The sequence below is a fragment of the Halorubrum sp. 48-1-W genome (assembly GCF_003287355.1).
GTDB lineage: Archaea > Halobacteriota > Halobacteria > Halobacteriales > Haloferacaceae > Halorubrum.
Genome location: NZ_QMIM01000017.1, coordinates 12,563 through 30,245 on the forward strand (window position 1 = coordinate 12,563; position 17,683 = coordinate 30,245).

The window sequence follows — 17,683 nt, forward strand, 5'->3', positions numbered from 1 at the left end:
ACGCGGGTCAGGAGTTGACCGACTCGAGGTACGCCGTGACGACCATCCGGCCTTTCCGGGTGAGCGTCGCGCCCGTCTCGCCGTCGACCACGAGCCCCGACTCCCGGAGCGACTCGAGTATCATCGACGTTCGCGTGGCGTCGCCGGTGACGACCTGTGAGACCGACGCCTCGCCGCCGGCGGAGTAGATCGATACGAGCACCTCCAGTTCGTCCTCCGTCGGGTCGAGCTCCTCGACTTCCGTCCGTACCTCCTCGTACTCGAGTCTGATGTACCGGCCGAGCACGTTGAGCGATCGCTCGTCGGGGACCGTGACGATCGACGTGACCGTCCGGTTCTCCGGAACGTGCCGGAAGACGAGCGCCGGTCGCCGTTTTCCGGCGAGCGTCCGGTTCGTTCGGTCGTAGTCGATCACTGTCGAGAGGTCCACCGAGAACGGCTCGTCGACGTCGACGAACCCGATCGCCCCAGACGACAGCGACACCGTCGCGGTTCGGTCGGTCGCGTCCGTGACCCGGCCGCCGACCTTCGCCGGGTGCCGGACCGTCACCGTCACGTTCCGCAACAGTGCCTTGAACAGGACGCGGGTGAATCGCTCCATGTCGTCCGGCTCGCCCTCGACGAGGGCGGTCGACCGTGTCCCTGCGCGCTCGTAGGCGACGGTCACACTGTCGCTGAAGAACGACTGGAGGTCCCCTGGGACGGTCCCGACGACCACGTCGAACACCCGCGAGAGCGGAACGGTCGTCCGCGCGTCCGTCGACGCGAGCACGAGCCGCCGCTGGCTCAACAACACCCGTCCGCGAACGGGATCGCCGCTTTCGACGTCGGGCGTGTGTACCCGCCCGACGAAATCGGCCACCACCGACTCCTCCATCGAGCGGAACTTGGCGGGCGTCGTCTTTAGGCTTACCCGCGGGCTCTCAGGACTGATACGGCTTCGACCGCGTCATCGGAACGGTCGGGGGGTGCCGTCTCGTCGGTCGGCCAGCCCGATCACGCGGCGTCGGGGGAGGAACAGCAAAGCCTAATGAGGTGGGGAATAAACTCACGGGTGATGCCCACTGTAGAATACCTCAACTACGAAGTGCTCGACGACCACGGTTGGTCCATGGACGACGACGACCTCTTCGAGGCGGCCGCCGACGCGGATCTCGACGCCGAGGACTACGGGTCCCTCGAGGTCAACCAGGGCGAGTACATCCTCGAAGCGGCCGAGGCGCAGGGCTACGACTGGCCCTTCTCCTGTCGTGCCGGCGCGTGTGCGAACTGCGCGTCCATCGTCAAGGAGGGCGAGATCGAGATGGACATGCAACAGATCCTCTCCGACGAGGAGGTCGAAGAGAAGAACGTCAGACTGACCTGTATCGGCAGTCCCGCCGCCGACGAGGTCAGGATCGTCTACAACGCGAAACACCTCGATTACCTCCAGAACCGCGTCATCTAATTCCGGCCTGATACGTGCGTTTCACAGACGCACCGTCTTCCGGGGTACTGTCGTACGATGTCCCCCGGATATTCTCCACGATAAGGCACTCTAGTAACGGTTCTGTGTCAGAATTGGGACTGCGAACAGGCTCACAACCAGTTCCTGCTGACGTATTCGAGGACGATGTCGGACTGGTCGAGATACTGTGATATTTCGTGAACTGCGTCTCCAACCTCGCGCGTAGACAGGGTCTGGTCTCGCTGAAAGAGAACGCCAGCGGTGTCCTCGACGTGTAGTTCGGTGCTGAAATCGTCGTCCTGCGTGAGAATCAGACGACCGTGTTCGCGGGCGTACTGGGCGATCGACTCGTCTTCACATCGTCGAGACGCTCCACATCGTGGCCGAGTTTTCGCAGGTAGTTACGCGTCGCTCGCTCGACGTTCTCGTCGGTGAGGATTCGGTACGGCATCAGTCGCGGACGTCGTCAGGGTCGGTGGTCAGGTGCTCGTGGTCCTCGACTACCGACTCGCGCCGGCGTTCGACGGCGCGCATCTCTTCCGGGTGATCGTGGTAGTACGTGAGCGCTCGATAGACGTCGGCCACGTCGATGTCGTGACGGTCGGCGACGGTCCGCGGTTCGAGGCCGCGGTCCTCGACCTGCGTCTTGATGAACTGAACGGTGATCCGTCGGCCTTCGAGATGTGGCTCGTCGTGTAGTTCCCGCACGATCCACCTCGTCACTTGACTCATACGATTTCTATCCCACCATCGTACTTGAACACCCGGTTCGGGAAGGATCGTCCAGTGTTCGGGGTGGAGACACGACTGCGAGCAGTCCCGCGTCATGTGAACTCACGCGTGCTCGGTGCGGGACACACGAGACGGTGATGCGGTCGATTTTCGATTGTTCGTTCTTCGAACGACCGGGTCGATCGAACCGATCGACCCGAACACATTCCACCCCGCCGTGCGTGCTCACCGTATGGAGTATACGACGCTCGGTAACTCCGGGACGAAGGTAAGTCGGATCGGGATCGGGACGAACACGTTCGGCGGGGACGCGGACTGGCACCTGTCCGCCGAGGAGGCCCAAGCGGTCGTCGACACGGCGATCGACCACGGGATCAACCTCTTCGATACCGCGAACGCGTACAACGGCGGCGAGAGCGAACGAGTCCTCGGCTCGGCGCTCGAGGGCTACGACCGGGATCGGCAGGTCGTCGCGACGAAGGTGTACTCCCGGATGGACGACAGCGACCCGAACTCCGGTGGCCTCTCGCGAAAGGCGATCGAACAGGAGTTACAGAACAGTCTCGACCGGCTCGGGATGGAGACGATCGATCTCTACCAGATCCACCGCTGGGACGACGACACTCCGATCGGTGAGACGCTCCGAACGCTCAGCGACGCCGTCCGACGGGGTGACGTGCGACATCTCGGCGCGTCGTCGATGTGGGCACACCAGTTGGCGGAAGCGCGGTATACGGCCGAATCGGGCGGTCACGAACCGTTCGTCACGATGCAGAACCACTACAACCTCGCGTACCGGGAGGAGGAACGCGAGATGGTTCCCTTCTGTGAGAAGAACGACGTCGGGCTGATACCGTGGAGTCCGCTCGCGCGCGGGTTCCTCACCCGTCCACATGACGAACTGGAGACGACCGTCCGCGGCGAGACCGACCAGTACCTCCACGAACGGTTGCGGGCGTACGCCACAAAGGGCGGTCGGGAGGTCAACGAGCGCGTCGAGGAACTCGCGTCCGAAAAAGGCGTGAACATGGCGCAGATCGCGTTGGCGTGGCTCCTCCATCAGGACGCCGTCGACGCGCCGATCCTCGGTGCACGAAAGCCGGAGTACGTCGTCGACGCCGTGGAAGCACTCGAGATCGACTTGTCCACGTCCGAGCTCGACTGGTTGGCGGAACCGTACGAGCCGGTCCCGATCGAGGGGCACAGTTGAACAGACCGAATCGAGACCCTACAGACGTCCTCTGTGAATTCAACGGCACACGACAGCGGAACACGAGAGACTCACTCGGAGCCCGTGTTCGGCTCCGAGATCGTGTCGGCGAGATCGCGGGCCGTCTCGACGTGTTCGTCGGCAGTCGGATCGCCGGTCGTCTCGACGTTCGAGAGCAACTCCGCGACGTGTCCGACCCGTTCTTCGACCACGGCCGTATCGAGGTCACTCACCCCCGCGCCGACCAGATCGCCGGCGATAGCATCCGCTTCACCGATCCACCGGCTCGCTTCCCGCTCGATCGGACGTTCTCGGGTCGCAACGAGGTGTTCGTACAGCCGTCCAACCATAGATTCGAGGTTTGATCCGGTCATACCTCCGGGAAGCGGCCCACGGACAAAGGTGCGTTGCCGACACGGGAGTCGATAGTACCGTTCGGTCCAGGTGAGATCTCCCGAGCCGGACGAGAATCGTGAAGCGGTCGGCTTCCGACTCCTGACGACGACATGCCGGGATCGAGTGGCCGACCCGCGTGACGTCGAATAGGGCCGACCGGGTCGACGGAACGTGGAGAGGACGTCGGTTCGGAGAGTACGTCTTTGGAAAGGTTCATTAAACCGATACGGGAAGTGACCACCATCTCGCTGGCAACGTTGCTCGAATCGGGGAGAAACGAAGTCCGGGCGCTCCGACGAAACGGGCGGGGGAAGATACTGGTTGCCGTCGCCTTCCCGTGGGCGCTCCTGTTAGGGTCGCGTATGGCACTTCCGGTGCTCCTTCCGTATATACGGTCCGAGTTCGGGCTGAGTCTGTCCGTCGTCGGGTTCCTGGTGACGTTGCTCTGGTTCGGGGGAGCGGTCGGGCAGTTGCCGGGAGGGGTCCTCGCGGACGAATACAACGAAGGCCTGATCATGACCGTCGGCGTGGGGGTGGTGGCGATCGCTCTCACGTTCGTCGTTCTCGCGCCGAACGCGGCGACGTTGTTCGTCGCGGTGCTGCTTTGGGGGCTCGCCACGTCCCTGTACCCGATCGCACGGATCACGGTCCTCTCCGAGATATATCCGGAGCGGCTCGGAAGCGCCCTCGGGCTGACGATGGCGTCGGGTGACGTCGGCCAAACGCTCACACCACCGATTGCGGGAGCGCTCGCAGCGCTTTTCGTCTGGCAAGCGGGACTCGGCTTCGTGATCCCGCTTCTGATCGTCGGGGGAGTCGGGGTGTGGTTCCTCGTTCCCCGGAGTCCGCGGGCGGACGACACGACCGAAACGCTCTCCGTGGACACGGCTCGGTACGTCCTAGCCGAGTGGCGCCGTCCGACGATGGTCTTCGTGAGTTTCATTCTCGTCCTGTTTTTCTTCTTCTGGCAGGCGTTCACGTCGTTCTTCCCGACGTACTTGGTCGTCGAAAAGGGGATCTCGACGTCGACGGCGGGTCTCCTCTTCGGGGCGTTCTTCGCTGCGGGTGCGGTCGTGAAACCGGTCGCCGGAATGGCCTACGATCGGATCGGAATGCGATGGGCGCTCATCGCCGTGCTCGTCGGCCCGGTCGCGGGGCTCCTCCTGCTTCCGATAGTCGACAGTTTCGAAGCCATACTCGTCGTGACGCTGGCGATCAGCACGATGCTCGGCAACGGAGCGGTCACGCAGTCGTTCGTCGCGGAGCAGTTCCCCGCGGAGATACAGGGAACCGGGCTCGGCGCCGTTCGAACGCTGGCAGCGATGGTGGGCGCGACCGGACCGGTCGTGTTCGGCGTCGTCGCGGACCGCGGCTTCTTCGACGAGGGGTACGTCGCCCTCGCGGTGATCCTGGTGGTCGTGATCGGTCTCACGTATCGAATGCCCCGCCCGGAGGGGAGCCGATAGGACCGATCGCGGGTACCTCACGCCGTGCGGCGGGCACGGACGTCAGTCCAGCCAGCCGAGCAACGCGTCCCGATGGAACGCCACCGACTCCTCCCGTCCGACGGGCGGATATCGGGGGTTCGTCACGGTGCCCGAGGAATCGACCGCGCTCTCGGCGATGGCAGCGACGCGATACGCGGGGGCGATCGAGGGGTACGGTCTGATGCTGGCGTACCCCGCCCGAAACGCCCGGCGGAGCGATTCCGGATCGGCGACGTACCAATCGGCGACGAGATATTCGGATTTCGCCACCGAGAGGGCGGGTGCCGCTGAGAGCGGCGCTTCCCAGTCCAACACCGCGGTGACGGACCCGTCGGCCACCAGCGCGTTGCCGGGGCGGAAGTCCCACGGGAAGAGCCGTGCGTCGGGGGCAGTGGTCGGCGCGTTCGCGACCGTCGCGTCGAGGTCGTCTCGGATGGGATCGAACGCGCCCGGAAGCCGGTCGACGACCTCCCGTGCGTACTCCCGAAACCACGCCCCCCAGTCGGCTCGTGCCGTAGTGAACCGGTCCCCCGAGAGTACCAGCGGTCCGAATCCGTCGAACGCGAAGGTGTCGTGGATGCGCGCGAGGGCCCTCCCGAACCAGCGGGCGAGGTCACGCTGGACGTCCGCGTCGAGCGTTACGAACCGCTCGTGGAGGTCGTCTCCGGGGACGTAGGCGGTGAGGATGTACGCGACTCCCCCGTGCGTGCCGGCGGCCAGCACCGGCGGGACCGGCACGAAGGTGCGCTGGCGGAGCTTCCGCAACAGTGAGGCTTCGGTACGGAGCCACGTCGATTCGGGACAGACCTGGATCACGACCGGGCTGAGCCCCTCGACCCTCGCGATCGCCGTTCGTTTGCGGTTGCCACGGTCGAGCGGTTCGACCTCGATCGGGGACACGTCGATCTCGGCGAGCCCTGCCTCGGCTGCCGCGCGGAACGGGCCACCGTCGAACGGCGTCGCCCGCCACGGGTCCGTCATCGATCGCCCGCCAGGATCGCCGGGAGTTCGACGAGCGAGTCGACCACGTGGTCCGGCTCGTAGGCCCCCGCGTTCCCGCCGTCGCGAAGCCACACCGTCGACAGCCCGGCGTTCTGTGCGCCCGCAACGTCGTACTCGAGCGAATTACCGACGTACAGCGTCCTACCGGCATCGACGCCGAGCGCATCGATCGCGCGGTCGAAGGGCAGGGCGTGCGGTTTCGATCGCGGGAGCTCGGCGCCGTAAACGAGCACGTCGAACCGATCGGTGACTCCCAGCGCGTCGAGTTTCGTCCGCTGGCGGTCTTCGGGGCCGTTCGTGACGACGCCGACCGCGCCGGTCGCCGCCGCGCGCGTGACAGCCTCCTCGGCACCCGGCAGGAACTCGACCGCGCTATCGTCGATGACGGTGAGAAGCGCACGACTCAACGCGATCGGGTCGACGTTCGACCGGTCGTGTTGGGCAGCGAGCCTGGTGAACCCCACAGCGAAGTATCCGACCGGATCGTCGTGGTCGGGCGGGCCATCGAGCGTCGCCCAGAGGTCCTCGGGATCGCCGAAGCGGGGTTCGCCGACGCGATCGAACATCCGATCGTACATCGCTTGTGTGTCCTGTGTGCGGCGACAGAGCGTACCGTCGAGATCGAAGAGCACGGCGTCGAACGGGTCCACCCGCATACTAGGTCGCAAGCGAATAAAAACCCGTGCCGAGGACGCGAGCCCGCGTCCGTCGGTCACTCGAGTCGTCCGCCGGTCACTCGAGCTGGTGGTAGTCCAGCTCGTGGCCCGCATCGAGGGCGGACCGGACGTCGTCGCCCGGCTCTCCGACGGGGACGGTGTAGGGGCGCGTTCCACCGATGTCGGCCCGTTCGAAGCACACGTTACGTCGCCAGTCCGGATCCGTATCCGGATAGTCGGTCCGGTAGTGGGCACCGCGGGACTCTGTCCGTTCGAGCGCGCCGCGGAGCACGGTCTCTGCCGTCGTCAGCATGAAGTCGAGATCGATCGCGAACTCGAACGACCGGTCAGTGACCTCGCCGATCCGGACGTCACTCGACTTCTCCCGGACGGCCTCGAGGCGATCGAGTCCCTCCCGGAGGGAGGCGTCGTCCCTGAGGATCCCCGCGTGGTTCCACATGAGGTCGCGGAGTTCGGCGAGAACGTGTTCGACCTCGTAGGTACCGTTCCGACCCGTGGAGGCGGCGAGACTGGCGACGTGCGGTTCGAAGACCGTCCGCAAAACCTCGTCCGGCACGGTTCCCGCGCCGTCGACCCGGTCCGCGATCCGCTCGCCCGTGACGACGCCGTAGGCGACCGTCTCGGCGAGCGAGTTCCCTCCGAGCCGGTTGGCGCCGTGGACGCCGGCCATCGTCTCGCCGATGGCGAACAACCCCTCGACGTCGGATTCGCCGTGAGCGTCGACGCGGACGCCGCCCATCCCGTAGTGTGCGGTCGGCGCGACTTCGACCGGCTCCTCGGCCATGTCGACACCCAGATCCATGAACCGCTCGTACATGCGGGGGAGTCGCTCCGCGATGAACTCGGCGTCGCGATGCGAGACGTCGAGGTAGACGCCACCGGATTCGGTACCCCGTCCCTCGGCGATCTCCTTCGCGATCGCGCGGGCGACGACGTCCCGTGCGTCGAGTTCCATCTGGTCCGGCGAGTACCGCTCCATGAACCGCTCACCGTCGGCGTTGTACAGTCGTCCCCCCTCGCCACGAACGGCCTCCGTGACCAGACGGCCGCTCCACGGCGCCCACTCCGGGTCGTCGTCGTCGACGGCCATCCCGGTCGGATGGAACTGGACGAACTCCATGTCCATGAGCGTCGCCCCGGCGTCGTACGCCAGGGCGGGTCCGTCGCCGTTGTTCTCGTCGTCTCTGGAGGTGTGGCGGTTGTACACCGCGGCGTATCCGCCGGCCGCGAGCACGACGCAGCCGGCGTTGAACAGCACGAACTCGCCGGTGTCCATGTCGAACCCGGCGGCCCCGTACGCCCGGTCGCCGTCCGAAAGCAGCTTCGTTATCATCACGTTCTCCCGGTACGAGACGTCGAGCTCCTGTGCCCTTTCGACGAGCGTGTCGAGCAAGGACTCGCCGGTGTGGTCGCCCGCGAAGGCGGTGCGTCGGAACGACTGTGCGCCGAAGTACCGCTGGTCGATCTCGCCGCCGTCGGTCCGAGAGAACGCCATCCCCCACTCGTCCAGCTCGCGGAGTCGGTCCGGCATCTGCTTCGTGACCGTCTCCACCTTCTCGGGGTCGTTGAGGAAGTGGCCCTCGTTGAGCGTGTCCGCCGCGTGGATCGCCCAGTCGTCCTCGGGGTCGTGCGTTCCGAGCGCGCCGTTGATCCCGCCGCGAGCCCACGTCGTGTGCGCGTCGCCGTGTCCCCGTTTCCCGAGCACGAGGACGTCATCGACGCCACGCTCGGCGAGTTCGATGGCCGTTCGAGCGCCGGCCGCTCCCGCGCCGATCACGAGCACCGAGAGGTCGATCTCTCTGTAGTCTGGCGTCGACCGGCCACCGTTACGGGTCCAACTGCGGTTCTCTTCCATGTACGTAGATGCGTGCTGGACGCATATCAACCCTCGCGCGCGTGCGCGCGCGCCGACGGCGGAGCCACCCAACACCCGCAACGCTCCGGGGCCACACGACACCCGCAACGAACCGAGCGGCGTGGGGACTCACACGCGACCTCGACGACCCGACGGTCGGATCGGGCGTGTTGGTTCCCGCGTCCTTAGGCGCGGGAGGATCAAGTGTGTCGAGCCCCTATCCGGCACGATGGGACCCTTATCCGACGATGACCGTCGAAAGGTGGACCCGACTGACGACCGACGGTTCTACGACACGCCGCGGTACGTCACGCACGCGGACGAGGCGTTCCGTGACCGTCTCACACGGCTGTACGACGACGTGTTCGAACCCGGCGACCGCGTCTTCGACGCCATGGGCAGTTGGGTGTCACACTTCCCGGATACGACGCTCGAGCGGGCGATCGGTCACGGCCTCAACGAGGCGGAGTTGCGCTCGAACGAGCGCTACGACGAGTGGTTCGTCCAGGACCTCAACCGGGAGCAGACGCTCCCGCTGGCTGACGACGCGGTCGATGTCGTCTGCTGTGCGTTGTCCGTCCAGTACCTACAGTACCCGGCGGCGGTCTTCAGCGAATTCGACCGAGTTCGCGACGACGATGGCGCGGTCGTGGTGAGCTTCTCCGACCGGATGTTTCCGACGAAGGCGATCGGCGCGTGGCGAGAGGCGTCGATGGAGGAACGGGTCGATCTGGTCACGGCGTACTTCCATGCTGGGGGCATGACCGTGGCCGATCGAAGGGTCGAACGCGGACCGGGCGATCCCTTCTACGCGCTCGTCGGCCGCGCCGGCTCCGACGGTTCCGGGAGGTGACGCCGTTCGCCGGCAGTCGTCACCCCTCCCAGTGGCCCCCTCCCAGTGGCCCCCTACGGTCCCTCGCCTACGGTCCCTCGCCACGTTTCCGATACCAGACCCGCTCGCCCACCGGCGATCCGCCGTCGTCGGTTTCCAGCCGACTGAGAAACAGGTCGCGAACGGCGAGCGTGACGACGAGTTCGACCGGGTCGCCGTCGGGCGGCCGGACCGCAACGACGCAGTGACCGTCCCGCGGCCCGATCGACTCGATCCTGCCGACCGACCATCGATCGACGTGATGGCTCGGCTGTCGTGCGTGGATGCGATCGTGAGCCATGGACGTCAGCCGTCGACCGCGCGTTCGGCGGGCCCGTCGAGCGGACCGTCCGGCGTCGCGCCGACCCGGACCCAGGCGGCCGCGGACGGGGTTGCTCGGCCGGACTCGGTCGTCGACGCCGTCGCGAGCGCTCGCTTCCGGGCGCGGTCGCCGTCCCCGACGTCCGCACGCGTGTCCCGCGGTTCGGTCATGTCGGGTCGTAAGCGCCCGACGAACAAAACGGTCCGCACGGCGTGCCAACAGTCATGCCCGTATGACACGAACGATCCGATATGCGGAACACGTGGAAGCAGGGGCTCGAAAGCCAACACGAGGAGGTGTCCGACGAGCGTCTCCCGGTGGAGGGGTCGTTTCCGTCGTGGCTCGACGGAACGTTGGTCGTGAACGGACCCGGGGTGTTCGAGGTCGGTGACCGGACGGTGAACCACTGGTTCGACGCGCTCGCGATGCTCAGGGGCTTCCGGATCCGGGGGGACGCGATCCGATACACCAACCGGCTAGTCAGGAGCGAGGACTTTCGCGTCGCGAGCCGGGAGGGTCGGGTCCGGCGGGCGTTGCCGGGAACGCCCGCCAGCGGATCGGCGCTTCGGCGGCTGTATTTGAGCCTCGCCGGGGGGTTTCAGGACAACCCTTCGATCGGCGTCGTCCGGCTCGACGACTCGATGTACGCGGTGACGGAGAGCCCCATCGGGATCGAGATCGACCCACACACGTTTCATACGGTCGGGCGACGTGACCTGACTGCCGGGCTCGACGCGGACGCCACGCTCGGACATACGCACGTCGAGGAGGGGGTCCAGTGGGGCCTGGCGCCGTCTTTCGGTCGGAAGTCGGCGTACACGCTGTTTCGACGCGAACCGAACGAACCGCCGGAGGCGCTCACCCGGTTGCGGTTCGGCTCGCACCCCCCATACGTCCACGCGTTCGCGCTGACGGAGCGGTACGCGGTCGTCCCCGAGGGGTCGTTCGGCGTCGACTTCGGGGACCTCCTACGCGGCGTTCCGTGGGGGCGCACGTTCCTCGACGCGTTCGAGCGGCGCGAGGCGACGCCCCGGTTCCACGTGATCGACCGGGAGACGGGCGCTCGGACCGCCGCGGTCCCGACGGAGCCGTTCTTCGTGTACCACTTCGCCAACGCCTTCGAGGCCGACGGGACGATCGTCCTCGACTGTGTCGTGTACGGCGACCTCGGCGCCATTACGGGGTTGACGGTCGAGAACCTTCGCAGCGACGACCCGGACGTTCCCCGGGGTGACTTCGTCCGATACCGGCTACCGTTGAGCGGGGGTCGCGCCGAACGGGAAACCGTGTACCCCGGGCCTGCGGAGTTCCCGACGATCAACTACGCCGCGGTCAACGGACGACGCTACGAGTACGCGTACCTCGCGTCCATCGACAGGGGAAGTCTCCCGACCGCGATCGCGAAGGTGCGTCCGGGGACGACGGAGACGCGCAGGTGGTCACGCTTCGGCGTTCATCCCGGCGAACCGCTGTTCGTTCCCGACCCGAACGGCGACGCCGAGGACGACGGCGTTCTCCTCTCGTTGGCGCTCGACTCGCGTGCCGAGCGGTCGGTGTTGTTCTGTCTCGATGCCGCGACGCTGACCGAGCGAGCGCGGGCGGTCCTCCCCCACCGTCTCCCGGCGGGGTTCCACGGACAGTTCTACGACGCCGACGACCCACAGCGCCTGATGCAGTGACTATCTTGATACAGCGAGAAAATCCCGCCGTTCACGGCGGGCGTGAATCGCGTAAGCTCTGTTGAGAAACCGCCGCGTTACTGCTGGTCTTGAGTCTCCAACGCTTCAAGACCCGCTTCCAATACTTCTACATACGCTTCTGAAAGTTCCAAGTCGTTTGCTTCGGCGTGATCTTTTACCACAACGACCGGCGAACAATACCTGTACGAAGGCCGAAAGTTGTTCCAGCGATTCCGCGAGACAACGCGAGAAATCGCACGATTACAGTCCAAGCTACGGGAAGGTCGATACTGTAGCGAGCGTATCCGGCGACTGTACCGGAAACGGACTCGTCGCCGCGACCACGCCCAAGAAGCACTGTGTCGTGACCTGCTTGAACGGCTGTACGCCGAGGGCGTAGACACAGTGTATATCGGTGGGTTAACCGACGTGTTGGATACGCACTGGTCGGTCGAAACCAACACCAAGACCCACAACTTCTGGGCGTTCAAGCAGTTCACCGAGCGACTGGCGTGTACCGCTGAAGAATACGGGATTTCGGTCGAAGTCCGGTCGGAAGCGTGGACTAGCCAAGAGTGCCCGCAGTGCGGTTCGACAGATCGAACGATACGGCATCAGGATACGCTCACCTGTCCGTGTGGGTTCGAGGGCCACTCCGACCTTACAGCGTCAGAGACGTTCCTGAGACGGCAGACAGAGAAGGCAGTCAGGCCGATGGCACGGCCCGTGCGGTTCGAGTGGGACGACCACCGATGGTCGGAGCCACCACGCTCTCACCGTCCCAAAGAACAGCGCACAGACCCGAGTACCGTCCACCGTAACGGGAATATTGCCTCCGGGGAATCAGCATAGCCGAGACTCCCATGACGGAGAGGAAACCCCGTCGTTTACCACGGGGAGGATGTCATACGTGTCGAAGCCGTAGAGACGGTATGGAGACGACGATAGTCGAACACGACGAACGGATGCTCGCCCGGCTCGAGGACGACGACCGGGTGTTCGAGGTGAGCTTCGACACGATCGAACCGACGGACGTGACCCTCCGGTTCGTCCGGGACGGCACCCGGGTCGGGAGCATCTACAACGACGACGGTACCGCTCGGACGATGGCACGATTGACCACGGGGCGGGACGGGACGGACTTCATCGGCGTCGAGGTTCCGAAGGAGTTCGTCGCCGAACTGCTGGACGTCGCCTCCGAGGCAGGCCGGGTCCCCGACGAGACCGCGCTCGAGGGGTATCGCCTCCGGGTACTCCGGCCCGCTCGATAGCGGGGACCCTCCGGCGGCGGTCACCACGGTGTGTACGGCCCGGGCGAGCCCTCGCGACGTCCCAGAACGCGAGCGGGAACCGCTCGAAGGGTTCCGGCGCACACCGCGGATCGAGGCCTCCCCGGATGCGGTTTCCGGGACGTCGACGAGGCGGTCGGCGCGTTCGTCATTTTCATACGGGTCGCCGGTCCCGCGTTCCGACGTCGATCGTGAATCCCGCCTCCCGAAGCCGGTCGGCGAGGGGTGCTCCGATCCCCGATGCCGGGGTGAGTATTCCACCCGCGACCGGCGAGTCGATCCGTCCGTAAACGAGACACATCGCCGCCTCACCGACCATGCGTGCGGTCGCACCGTAGCCCGGATCGAGGTCGGCACCGATCCGGCTTTGAACCACGAACGGACCCTCCGTGGCAGTCCCGCGGCCGAGGACCCGCACGGTGAAGTACCCGTCCTCGATCCGTTCCCTCGTCGGGCCCTCGCCGGGGTCCGGAAACACGAACCGGGACAGGCCCTCCCGCGTCGGGCCGAACTTCATGGCGGCGGTAGCGGCCCTCGTGCCGGCGGCGATCGCACCGGCGCGCACGAGTCCCCCGATCCCGCCACCCGTCGGTACGACCTCGGTACACTCGAACTCTCGGTCCCACGGATAGCCGCGTAGCGCGTTGCTCCGGCGGATCACCCGCTCGTTGACCTGCGCCATCGGCGACGGGGCCGTCCACGTCGATCGGAGTGGATCGGTCCGTACGGTCGTCTGTGCGCCCGGATCACCGCCGTGGCGCTCGCCCTTCGGCGCGAGCGAGTACGGGTTCCGAAGCGTCTGTCGAGCGACCGGGTCCTCGGCCGCGGCTCGGAACAGTTCGGTGAAACTCGCCATGGTCCCGCCGCTCACGCCGCCCCGGCCCTCCTCCACGTAGATCCGAGCGACGTCACAGGGCGTTCCGAACTCCTCGATCGCGAACGACTGAACCAGCAGCGTTCCGACGTCGGCGGGAACGGAATCGAACCCACAGCTGTGGACGATCCGGGTGCCGGCCTCGAGGGCCTCCTCGTGATACCGGTCGACCATCTCCCGCACCCAGGTGATCTCGCCGGTCAGATCACAGTAGTCCGTGCCGGCGGCGATACACGCCTCCACGAGTTTCGTTCCGTATTTCGTGTACGGGCCGACCGTCGTACAGACGACGCGGGTGTCCCCGGCGATCGATCGGAGACGGTCGAGATCGGTCGCATCGCCGACCACGAGCGGGATCGCGTCCCACCCGGGACGCTCGGCGACGAGCGTCGCCTCCAGTTCCTCGAGCCGTGACTCGCTGCGGCCGCCGATCGCGAGGGAGAGCTCCGAGGGGTCGTACCGTTCGGTGAGGTATTCGGCAACGAGGCGGCCGACGAATCCCGTTGCGCCCCACACGACGAGGTCATGACGTCGGTCAGTGCTGGTCACGGACATCGACGGTCCGTTAGTCGGCGCTACACTCAACCGTTACGTGACCGCCCGTCCTCACTCGATGAACTCCCGAACCACGTCCTCGAGGACGTCCCTCGCGACGGCCGCGTCCGCGAGGTCGATCGACTCGTCGATCGTGTGCGCCTGATCGAGATCCCCCGGGCCCCACGTCACCGCCGGGATCCCGGTGTCGTTGACGAAGTTCCGCGCGTCGGTGGCGGCCTCGATCCCCCACGGGTCGCCGACGCCGCCGTCCCTCCCGACCGCCTCGACCGACCGGGTACGGAGGCTCGTCGCCAGCTGGTGATCGACCGGGATCGACGAGGAAGCGTACGTCTGGATCCGTGTCCACTCCGTCTCGACGCCATGTTCCTCCCGTACTCGATCGAGTACCGCCTCGACCTCGGCGTCGACCGCGTCCGGGTCCTCCCCGGGAAGCACCCGCCTGTCGAGGACGAGCTCGGCGCGGTCCGGGATCACAGCGAGGTTGGAGTCGGTCCCCGCCTCGATCTCCGTCACCGTCGCGAACCCGCCGCCACAGAGCGACCCCTCGCGGTCGCGGAGTTCGGCGTCGTACCCGTCTATCGCGTCGAGCAACGGCCGTGCCTCGTCGATCGCGTTCGTGCCGGAATCGGGCTGGCTCGCGTGCGTCGCCACGCCCTCGACGGCGACGCGGTAGACCGAGAGTCCCTTGGTGCTCGTCGCCACGCGGAAGTCCGTGGGTTCGAGGACGATCCCGTAGTCGCCGTCGAACCCGCGTTCGAGGAGGGTTCGCGTGCCGGGGTCCGCGGTCTCCTCGCCCATCGCTGCGTGGACGACGACGGAGCCCGACAGCTCGCCAGAGCGGATCTCGGGCGCCAGATCACGGGCGACGAGCATCGCGAGCGCGACGCCCGTCTTCATGTCCGCGCTCCCCCTGCCGTAGAGCCGGCCGTCCTCGATGACGCCCGCGTAGGGATCGTCGGACCACGCGTCGGGGTCGCCGGCGGGAACCACGTCGAGGTGGCCGTTCAACACGACCGTCGGTCCGTCGTCACCCACGCGAGCGCCGACCTGGGTCCGGTCGGGATCCGGCTCCTCGAGTAGCGTCGCGTCAATTCCCTCCTCGTGGAACCAGTCGTACACGAACTCGGCGGCCGCCCCCTCGTTCCCGGGCGGGTTCTCCGTGGGGATCCGCACGAGGTCGCGGGCCAACCCCTCGAGCTCCGCCGAACGCTCCGCGGCCGACCCCTCACTCATTGGCCATCACCCGAGCAGTCGTCGTCGATCGGTTCGGAGCCGGTCGCTCCCCGATCGTCGCCGCGTTCGGGGTTGTATCCCGTTCGCCGTCACCGCGTGTCGGTGGATCGCGTGCGGTCATCGTCCACCGTTCGCGAGCGACGATCGATAAAGCCCTCGGGCGACGCGTCGCAACCCGGTGGGATCGGTCTCGCTCGCAGTCTCGGCCCGCCCGATCGTGCCCCGAACCCGTGGTCACCGTTTTATGCCCCCGCGGTGACGTACCGGCATGGTCACGGCTCGATCGAACGGTGACGCGGCGCGGAGGCGACGATGACGGACCTCGTCGTCTCCGGGTCGCGGCTCCTGCTCGCGTTCGTGTTGGTCGTCCTGAACGGGTTCTTCGTCGCCTCCGAGTTCGCGTTCGTCCGGATCCGGTCGACGTCGGTCGAGCAACTCGTCGAGGAGGGGCGTCCGGGCGCGGAGACCCTCGAGGAGGTAATGGCGAACCTCGACAACTACCTCGCGGTGACACAGCTCGGGATCACCCTCGCGTCGCTCGGTCTGGGGTGGGCCGGCGAGCCCGCGGTCGCGTCGCTCATCGAACCCGCCCTGGAGCCGTTGCTCCCGGCGAACCTGATCCACCTCGTCGCGTTCGCGATCGGGTTCAGCTTCATCACGTTCCTCCACGTCGTCTTCGGCGAACTCGCGCCGAAGACGATCGCCATCGCGGAGGCCGAGCGGCTCTCGCTTTTCGTCGCGCCCCCGATGAAGCTCTGTTATCTGTTGTTTTACCCCGGGCTCGTCGTGTTCAACGGGACGGCCAACGCGTTCACCAGCCTCATCGGCATCCCGCCGGCCTCCGAGACCGACGAGACGCTGGACGAACGCGAGATCCGACGGGTGTTGGCGCGGGCGGGCGAGGTCGGCCACATCGCCGGGGCGGAGGTGGACATGATAGAGCGCGTCTTCGAGACCGACGACACGAACGTCACCGAGGTCATGGTCCCCGGCCCGGACGTGGTGAGCGTCCCGACTGACGCCCCCCTGTCGGCGATCAGGGCGACGATCCACGAGGCCGGACACACGCGCTACCCGGTCGTCGAGTCCGACGACGAAGGACGCGTGGTGGGCTTCCTCGACACCAAGGACGTCCTCGAGGCCGTCGATCCGGACGGCGGCGGGACCGCGACCGCCGGCGACCTCGCGCGCGAGGTGCTCGTCGTCCCCGAGACGACGACGGTCGCGGAGCTGCTCGTCCGCTTCCAGGACGAACGGCGCCAGCTGGCGGTCGTGATCGACGAGTGGGGCGCGTTCGAGGGGCTCGTCACCGTCGAGGACGCCGTCGAGACGATCGTCGGCGACCTCCGCGACGGCTTCGACATCGAGGGGGGAGAGCCCTCGATCCGCCGGCACGGCGACGTCGGATACGAGATCGACGGCGGCGTCCCCCTCTCGACGGTCAACGACACGCTCGGTAGCGACTTCGAGGGCGTCGGCTTCGACACCCTCGGCGGCCTGGTGTTCGACCGGCTCGGTCGCCCGCCCGAGGTCGGCGACGTCGTCTCCGAGGACGGCTACGCGATCGAGGTGCTGGCGGTCGACGGCGCCCGCGTCTCCACGGTCCGGATCCGCCAGGAAGACGGGACCGACGACGCCGAGTAGCTGCGCGCGACTCCGTCACACGGCCTGTCCCGAGTCGTAACGGTTATCAGTCGAAACGGGATACGTGAGGGTGCGTGTCCGGGTTAGGGTAGTGGACTATCCTTCAGCCTTGTGGAGGCTGAGACGCGGGTTCGATTCTCGCACCCGGACTTTCTGAGGAACGTAGTGACGAAGAAAGCCGGACAGCGAGATCGAACCACGCGAGACGAGCGTTAGCGAGTCTCGCAATCGGGGTCGATTCTCGCACCCTGACCTAGGCTTCTAACGCCCGAATTCGGCACTTTAGCTGAATACAGGCGCTAAGCCCCCTCCCTCAAGGAGCACCGCAGTCCGCGCTAGCGGACAAGCGCGCAGTAGGGAGGGGATACAGCGTCCCCAGAAATCGAAGATTTCTGGTGTGCGAACGA

Annotated in this window: 19 protein-coding genes, 1 tRNA gene and 1 pseudogene; 9 read left to right on the forward strand and 12 right to left on the reverse strand. The window is 66.5% G+C overall.

Annotation, left to right across the window (positions count from 1 at the left end):
• Nucleotides 1–7 precede the first annotated feature (7 nt).
• A complete protein-coding gene (locus DQW50_RS08755) occupies nucleotides 8–877 on the reverse strand; it encodes a CheF family chemotaxis protein (RefSeq protein ID WP_112078910.1) in 870 nt (289 codons plus the stop codon).
• 180 nt (nucleotides 878–1,057) lie between these two features.
• On the opposite strand from DQW50_RS08755, the gene fer reads away from it, so the two are divergent.
• Nucleotides 1,058–1,447 carry a ferredoxin Fer gene (gene fer / locus DQW50_RS08760; RefSeq protein WP_112078911.1) on the forward strand — a complete coding sequence of 130 codons (390 nt, stop codon included), beginning with the start codon at nucleotides 1,058–1,060 and terminating at the stop codon, nucleotides 1,445–1,447.
• A 131-nt stretch (nucleotides 1,448–1,578) separates the two neighbouring features.
• On the opposite strand, the gene DQW50_RS18450 is transcribed toward fer, so the two are convergent.
• From DQW50_RS18450 to DQW50_RS08770, 3 genes are read right to left on the reverse strand one after another with little or no spacing between them, the layout of a single operon-like run.
• A complete protein-coding gene (locus DQW50_RS18450) occupies nucleotides 1,579–1,791 on the reverse strand; it encodes a DUF5615 family PIN-like protein (RefSeq protein WP_321169398.1) in 213 nt (70 codons plus the stop codon).
• The gene (locus DQW50_RS18455) at nucleotides 1,758–1,898 is read right to left on the reverse strand and encodes a hypothetical protein (protein ID WP_241964381.1); all 141 of its coding nucleotides are present in this window, start codon (nucleotides 1,896–1,898) and stop codon (nucleotides 1,758–1,760) included. The genes DQW50_RS18450 and DQW50_RS18455 overlap by 34 nt, the downstream gene beginning before the upstream one ends.
• On the reverse strand, nucleotides 1,898–2,179 hold the full coding sequence (locus tag DQW50_RS08770) for a DUF433 domain-containing protein (protein WP_112078912.1): 282 nt from the start codon (nucleotides 2,177–2,179) through the stop codon (nucleotides 1,898–1,900). The genes DQW50_RS18455 and DQW50_RS08770 overlap by 1 nt, the downstream gene beginning before the upstream one ends.
• A gap of 232 nt (nucleotides 2,180–2,411) precedes the next feature.
• Between DQW50_RS08770 and DQW50_RS08775 the strand changes: the two genes are divergently transcribed.
• Nucleotides 2,412–3,389: an aldo/keto reductase gene (locus DQW50_RS08775; protein WP_112078990.1), complete on the forward strand. Its 978-nt coding sequence runs from the start codon at nucleotides 2,412–2,414 to the stop codon at nucleotides 3,387–3,389.
• Between the two features lie 71 nt (nucleotides 3,390–3,460).
• On the opposite strand, the gene DQW50_RS08780 is transcribed toward DQW50_RS08775, so the two are convergent.
• On the reverse strand, nucleotides 3,461–3,763 hold the full coding sequence (locus DQW50_RS08780) for a hypothetical protein (protein WP_112078913.1): 303 nt from the start codon (nucleotides 3,761–3,763) through the stop codon (nucleotides 3,461–3,463).
• Between the two features lie 384 nt (nucleotides 3,764–4,147).
• On the opposite strand from DQW50_RS08780, the gene DQW50_RS08785 reads away from it, so the two are divergent.
• The gene (locus DQW50_RS08785) at nucleotides 4,148–5,251 is read left to right on the forward strand and encodes an MFS transporter (protein ID WP_112078991.1); all 1,104 of its coding nucleotides are present in this window, start codon (nucleotides 4,148–4,150) and stop codon (nucleotides 5,249–5,251) included.
• 42 nt (nucleotides 5,252–5,293) lie between these two features.
• Here the strand turns inward: DQW50_RS08785 and DQW50_RS08790 are convergent, their stop codons facing one another.
• The 3 genes from DQW50_RS08790 to DQW50_RS08800 all read right to left on the reverse strand — a co-directional run bounded on the left by DQW50_RS08790 (nucleotide 5,294) and on the right by DQW50_RS08800 (nucleotide 8,806).
• Nucleotides 5,294–6,253 carry a phosphotransferase family protein gene (locus DQW50_RS08790; protein WP_112078914.1) on the reverse strand — a complete coding sequence of 320 codons (960 nt, stop codon included), beginning with the start codon at nucleotides 6,251–6,253 and terminating at the stop codon, nucleotides 5,294–5,296.
• Nucleotides 6,250–6,930, reverse strand: coding sequence for an HAD family hydrolase (locus DQW50_RS08795; RefSeq protein WP_321169396.1), 681 nt, complete (start codon nucleotides 6,928–6,930; stop codon nucleotides 6,250–6,252). Before DQW50_RS08795 ends, DQW50_RS08790 begins: the two co-directional genes overlap by 4 nt.
• A 76-nt stretch (nucleotides 6,931–7,006) precedes the next feature.
• Nucleotides 7,007–8,806, reverse strand: coding sequence for an L-aspartate oxidase (locus tag DQW50_RS08800; RefSeq protein WP_112078916.1), 1,800 nt, complete (start codon nucleotides 8,804–8,806; stop codon nucleotides 7,007–7,009).
• 229 nt (nucleotides 8,807–9,035) lie between these two features.
• Here DQW50_RS08800 and DQW50_RS08805 point away from each other — a divergent pair, with 229 nt between their 5' ends.
• Complete coding sequence (locus DQW50_RS08805; protein WP_112078917.1) at nucleotides 9,036–9,659, forward strand: methyltransferase domain-containing protein; 624 nt, start codon at nucleotides 9,036–9,038, stop codon at nucleotides 9,657–9,659.
• A gap of 67 nt (nucleotides 9,660–9,726) precedes the next feature.
• Here DQW50_RS08805 and DQW50_RS08810 read toward each other — a convergent pair whose 3' ends face one another.
• Together DQW50_RS08810 and DQW50_RS08815 are read right to left on the reverse strand one after the other, a co-directional pair.
• The gene (locus DQW50_RS08810) at nucleotides 9,727–9,978 is read right to left on the reverse strand and encodes a hypothetical protein (protein WP_112078918.1); all 252 of its coding nucleotides are present in this window, start codon (nucleotides 9,976–9,978) and stop codon (nucleotides 9,727–9,729) included.
• Nucleotides 9,979–9,983: 5 nt separating this feature from the next.
• Nucleotides 9,984–10,169 (reverse strand): hypothetical protein, encoded by a 186-nt coding sequence (locus DQW50_RS08815; protein WP_112078919.1) that lies wholly within the window; start codon nucleotides 10,167–10,169, stop codon nucleotides 9,984–9,986.
• 81 nt (nucleotides 10,170–10,250) lie between these two features.
• On the opposite strand from DQW50_RS08815, the gene DQW50_RS08820 reads away from it, so the two are divergent.
• From DQW50_RS08820 to DQW50_RS08830, 3 genes and pseudogenes are all read left to right on the forward strand, one after another.
• Nucleotides 10,251–11,678 carry a carotenoid oxygenase family protein gene (locus DQW50_RS08820; protein ID WP_112078920.1) on the forward strand — a complete coding sequence of 476 codons (1,428 nt, stop codon included), beginning with the start codon at nucleotides 10,251–10,253 and terminating at the stop codon, nucleotides 11,676–11,678.
• A gap of 177 nt (nucleotides 11,679–11,855) precedes the next feature.
• Nucleotides 11,856–12,530, forward strand: a pseudogene (locus DQW50_RS08825) (transposase); the annotation flags it as partial.
• Between the two features lie 80 nt (nucleotides 12,531–12,610).
• Complete coding sequence (locus DQW50_RS08830; RefSeq protein WP_112078921.1) at nucleotides 12,611–12,949, forward strand: hypothetical protein; 339 nt, start codon at nucleotides 12,611–12,613, stop codon at nucleotides 12,947–12,949.
• A gap of 172 nt (nucleotides 12,950–13,121) precedes the next feature.
• Here the strand turns inward: DQW50_RS08830 and DQW50_RS08835 are convergent, their stop codons facing one another.
• Together DQW50_RS08835 and DQW50_RS08840 are read right to left on the reverse strand one after the other, a co-directional pair.
• On the reverse strand, nucleotides 13,122–14,390 hold the full coding sequence (locus tag DQW50_RS08835; RefSeq protein WP_112078992.1) for a trans-acting enoyl reductase family protein: 1,269 nt from the start codon (nucleotides 14,388–14,390) through the stop codon (nucleotides 13,122–13,124).
• A 57-nt stretch (nucleotides 14,391–14,447) separates the two neighbouring features.
• Complete coding sequence (locus DQW50_RS08840) at nucleotides 14,448–15,632, reverse strand: M20 family metallopeptidase (RefSeq protein WP_112078922.1); 1,185 nt, start codon at nucleotides 15,630–15,632, stop codon at nucleotides 14,448–14,450.
• Between the two features lie 312 nt (nucleotides 15,633–15,944).
• Here DQW50_RS08840 and DQW50_RS08845 point away from each other — a divergent pair, with 312 nt between their 5' ends.
• Together DQW50_RS08845 and DQW50_RS08850 are read left to right on the forward strand one after the other, a co-directional pair.
• Nucleotides 15,945–17,276, forward strand: a complete 1,332-nt coding sequence (locus DQW50_RS08845; RefSeq protein ID WP_112078923.1) for a hemolysin family protein — start codon at nucleotides 15,945–15,947, stop codon at nucleotides 17,274–17,276.
• Between the two features lie 77 nt (nucleotides 17,277–17,353).
• A tRNA-His gene (locus DQW50_RS08850) sits at nucleotides 17,354–17,426 on the forward strand.
• Nucleotides 17,427–17,683: the final 257 nt, after the last annotated feature.

Bases quoted from the DNA above. Each gene is read 5' to 3' on its own strand.
- DQW50_RS08805 (WP_112078917.1), top strand. From the start codon at position 9,036: ATGGGACCCTTATCCGACGATGACCGTCGAAAGGTGGACCCGACTGAC.
- fer (WP_112078911.1), top strand. From the start codon at position 1,058: ATGCCCACTGTAGAATACCTCAACTACGAAGTGCTCGACGACCACGGT.
- DQW50_RS08770 (WP_112078912.1), bottom strand. From the start codon at position 2,179: ATGAGTCAAGTGACGAGGTGGATCGTGCGGGAACTACACGACGAGCCA.
- DQW50_RS08820 (WP_112078920.1), top strand. From the start codon at position 10,251: ATGCGGAACACGTGGAAGCAGGGGCTCGAAAGCCAACACGAGGAGGTG.
- DQW50_RS08845 (WP_112078923.1), top strand. From the start codon at position 15,945: ATGACGGACCTCGTCGTCTCCGGGTCGCGGCTCCTGCTCGCGTTCGTG.
- DQW50_RS08790 (WP_112078914.1), bottom strand. From the start codon at position 6,253: ATGACGGACCCGTGGCGGGCGACGCCGTTCGACGGTGGCCCGTTCCGC.
- DQW50_RS08810 (WP_112078918.1), bottom strand. From the start codon at position 9,978: ATGGCTCACGATCGCATCCACGCACGACAGCCGAGCCATCACGTCGAT.
- DQW50_RS08800 (WP_112078916.1), bottom strand. From the start codon at position 8,806: ATGGAAGAGAACCGCAGTTGGACCCGTAACGGTGGCCGGTCGACGCCA.
- DQW50_RS08815 (WP_112078919.1), bottom strand. From the start codon at position 10,169: ATGACCGAACCGCGGGACACGCGTGCGGACGTCGGGGACGGCGACCGC.
- DQW50_RS08795 (WP_321169396.1), bottom strand. From the start codon at position 6,930: ATGCGGGTGGACCCGTTCGACGCCGTGCTCTTCGATCTCGACGGTACG.
- DQW50_RS08775 (WP_112078990.1), top strand. From the start codon at position 2,412: ATGGAGTATACGACGCTCGGTAACTCCGGGACGAAGGTAAGTCGGATC.
- DQW50_RS08840 (WP_112078922.1), bottom strand. From the start codon at position 15,632: ATGAGTGAGGGGTCGGCCGCGGAGCGTTCGGCGGAGCTCGAGGGGTTG.
- DQW50_RS08785 (WP_112078991.1), top strand. From the start codon at position 4,148: ATGGCACTTCCGGTGCTCCTTCCGTATATACGGTCCGAGTTCGGGCTG.
- DQW50_RS08755 (WP_112078910.1), bottom strand. From the start codon at position 877: ATGGAGGAGTCGGTGGTGGCCGATTTCGTCGGGCGGGTACACACGCCC.
- DQW50_RS18455 (WP_241964381.1), bottom strand. From the start codon at position 1,898: ATGCCGTACCGAATCCTCACCGACGAGAACGTCGAGCGAGCGACGCGT.
- DQW50_RS08830 (WP_112078921.1), top strand. From the start codon at position 12,611: ATGGAGACGACGATAGTCGAACACGACGAACGGATGCTCGCCCGGCTC.
- DQW50_RS08780 (WP_112078913.1), bottom strand. From the start codon at position 3,763: ATGACCGGATCAAACCTCGAATCTATGGTTGGACGGCTGTACGAACAC.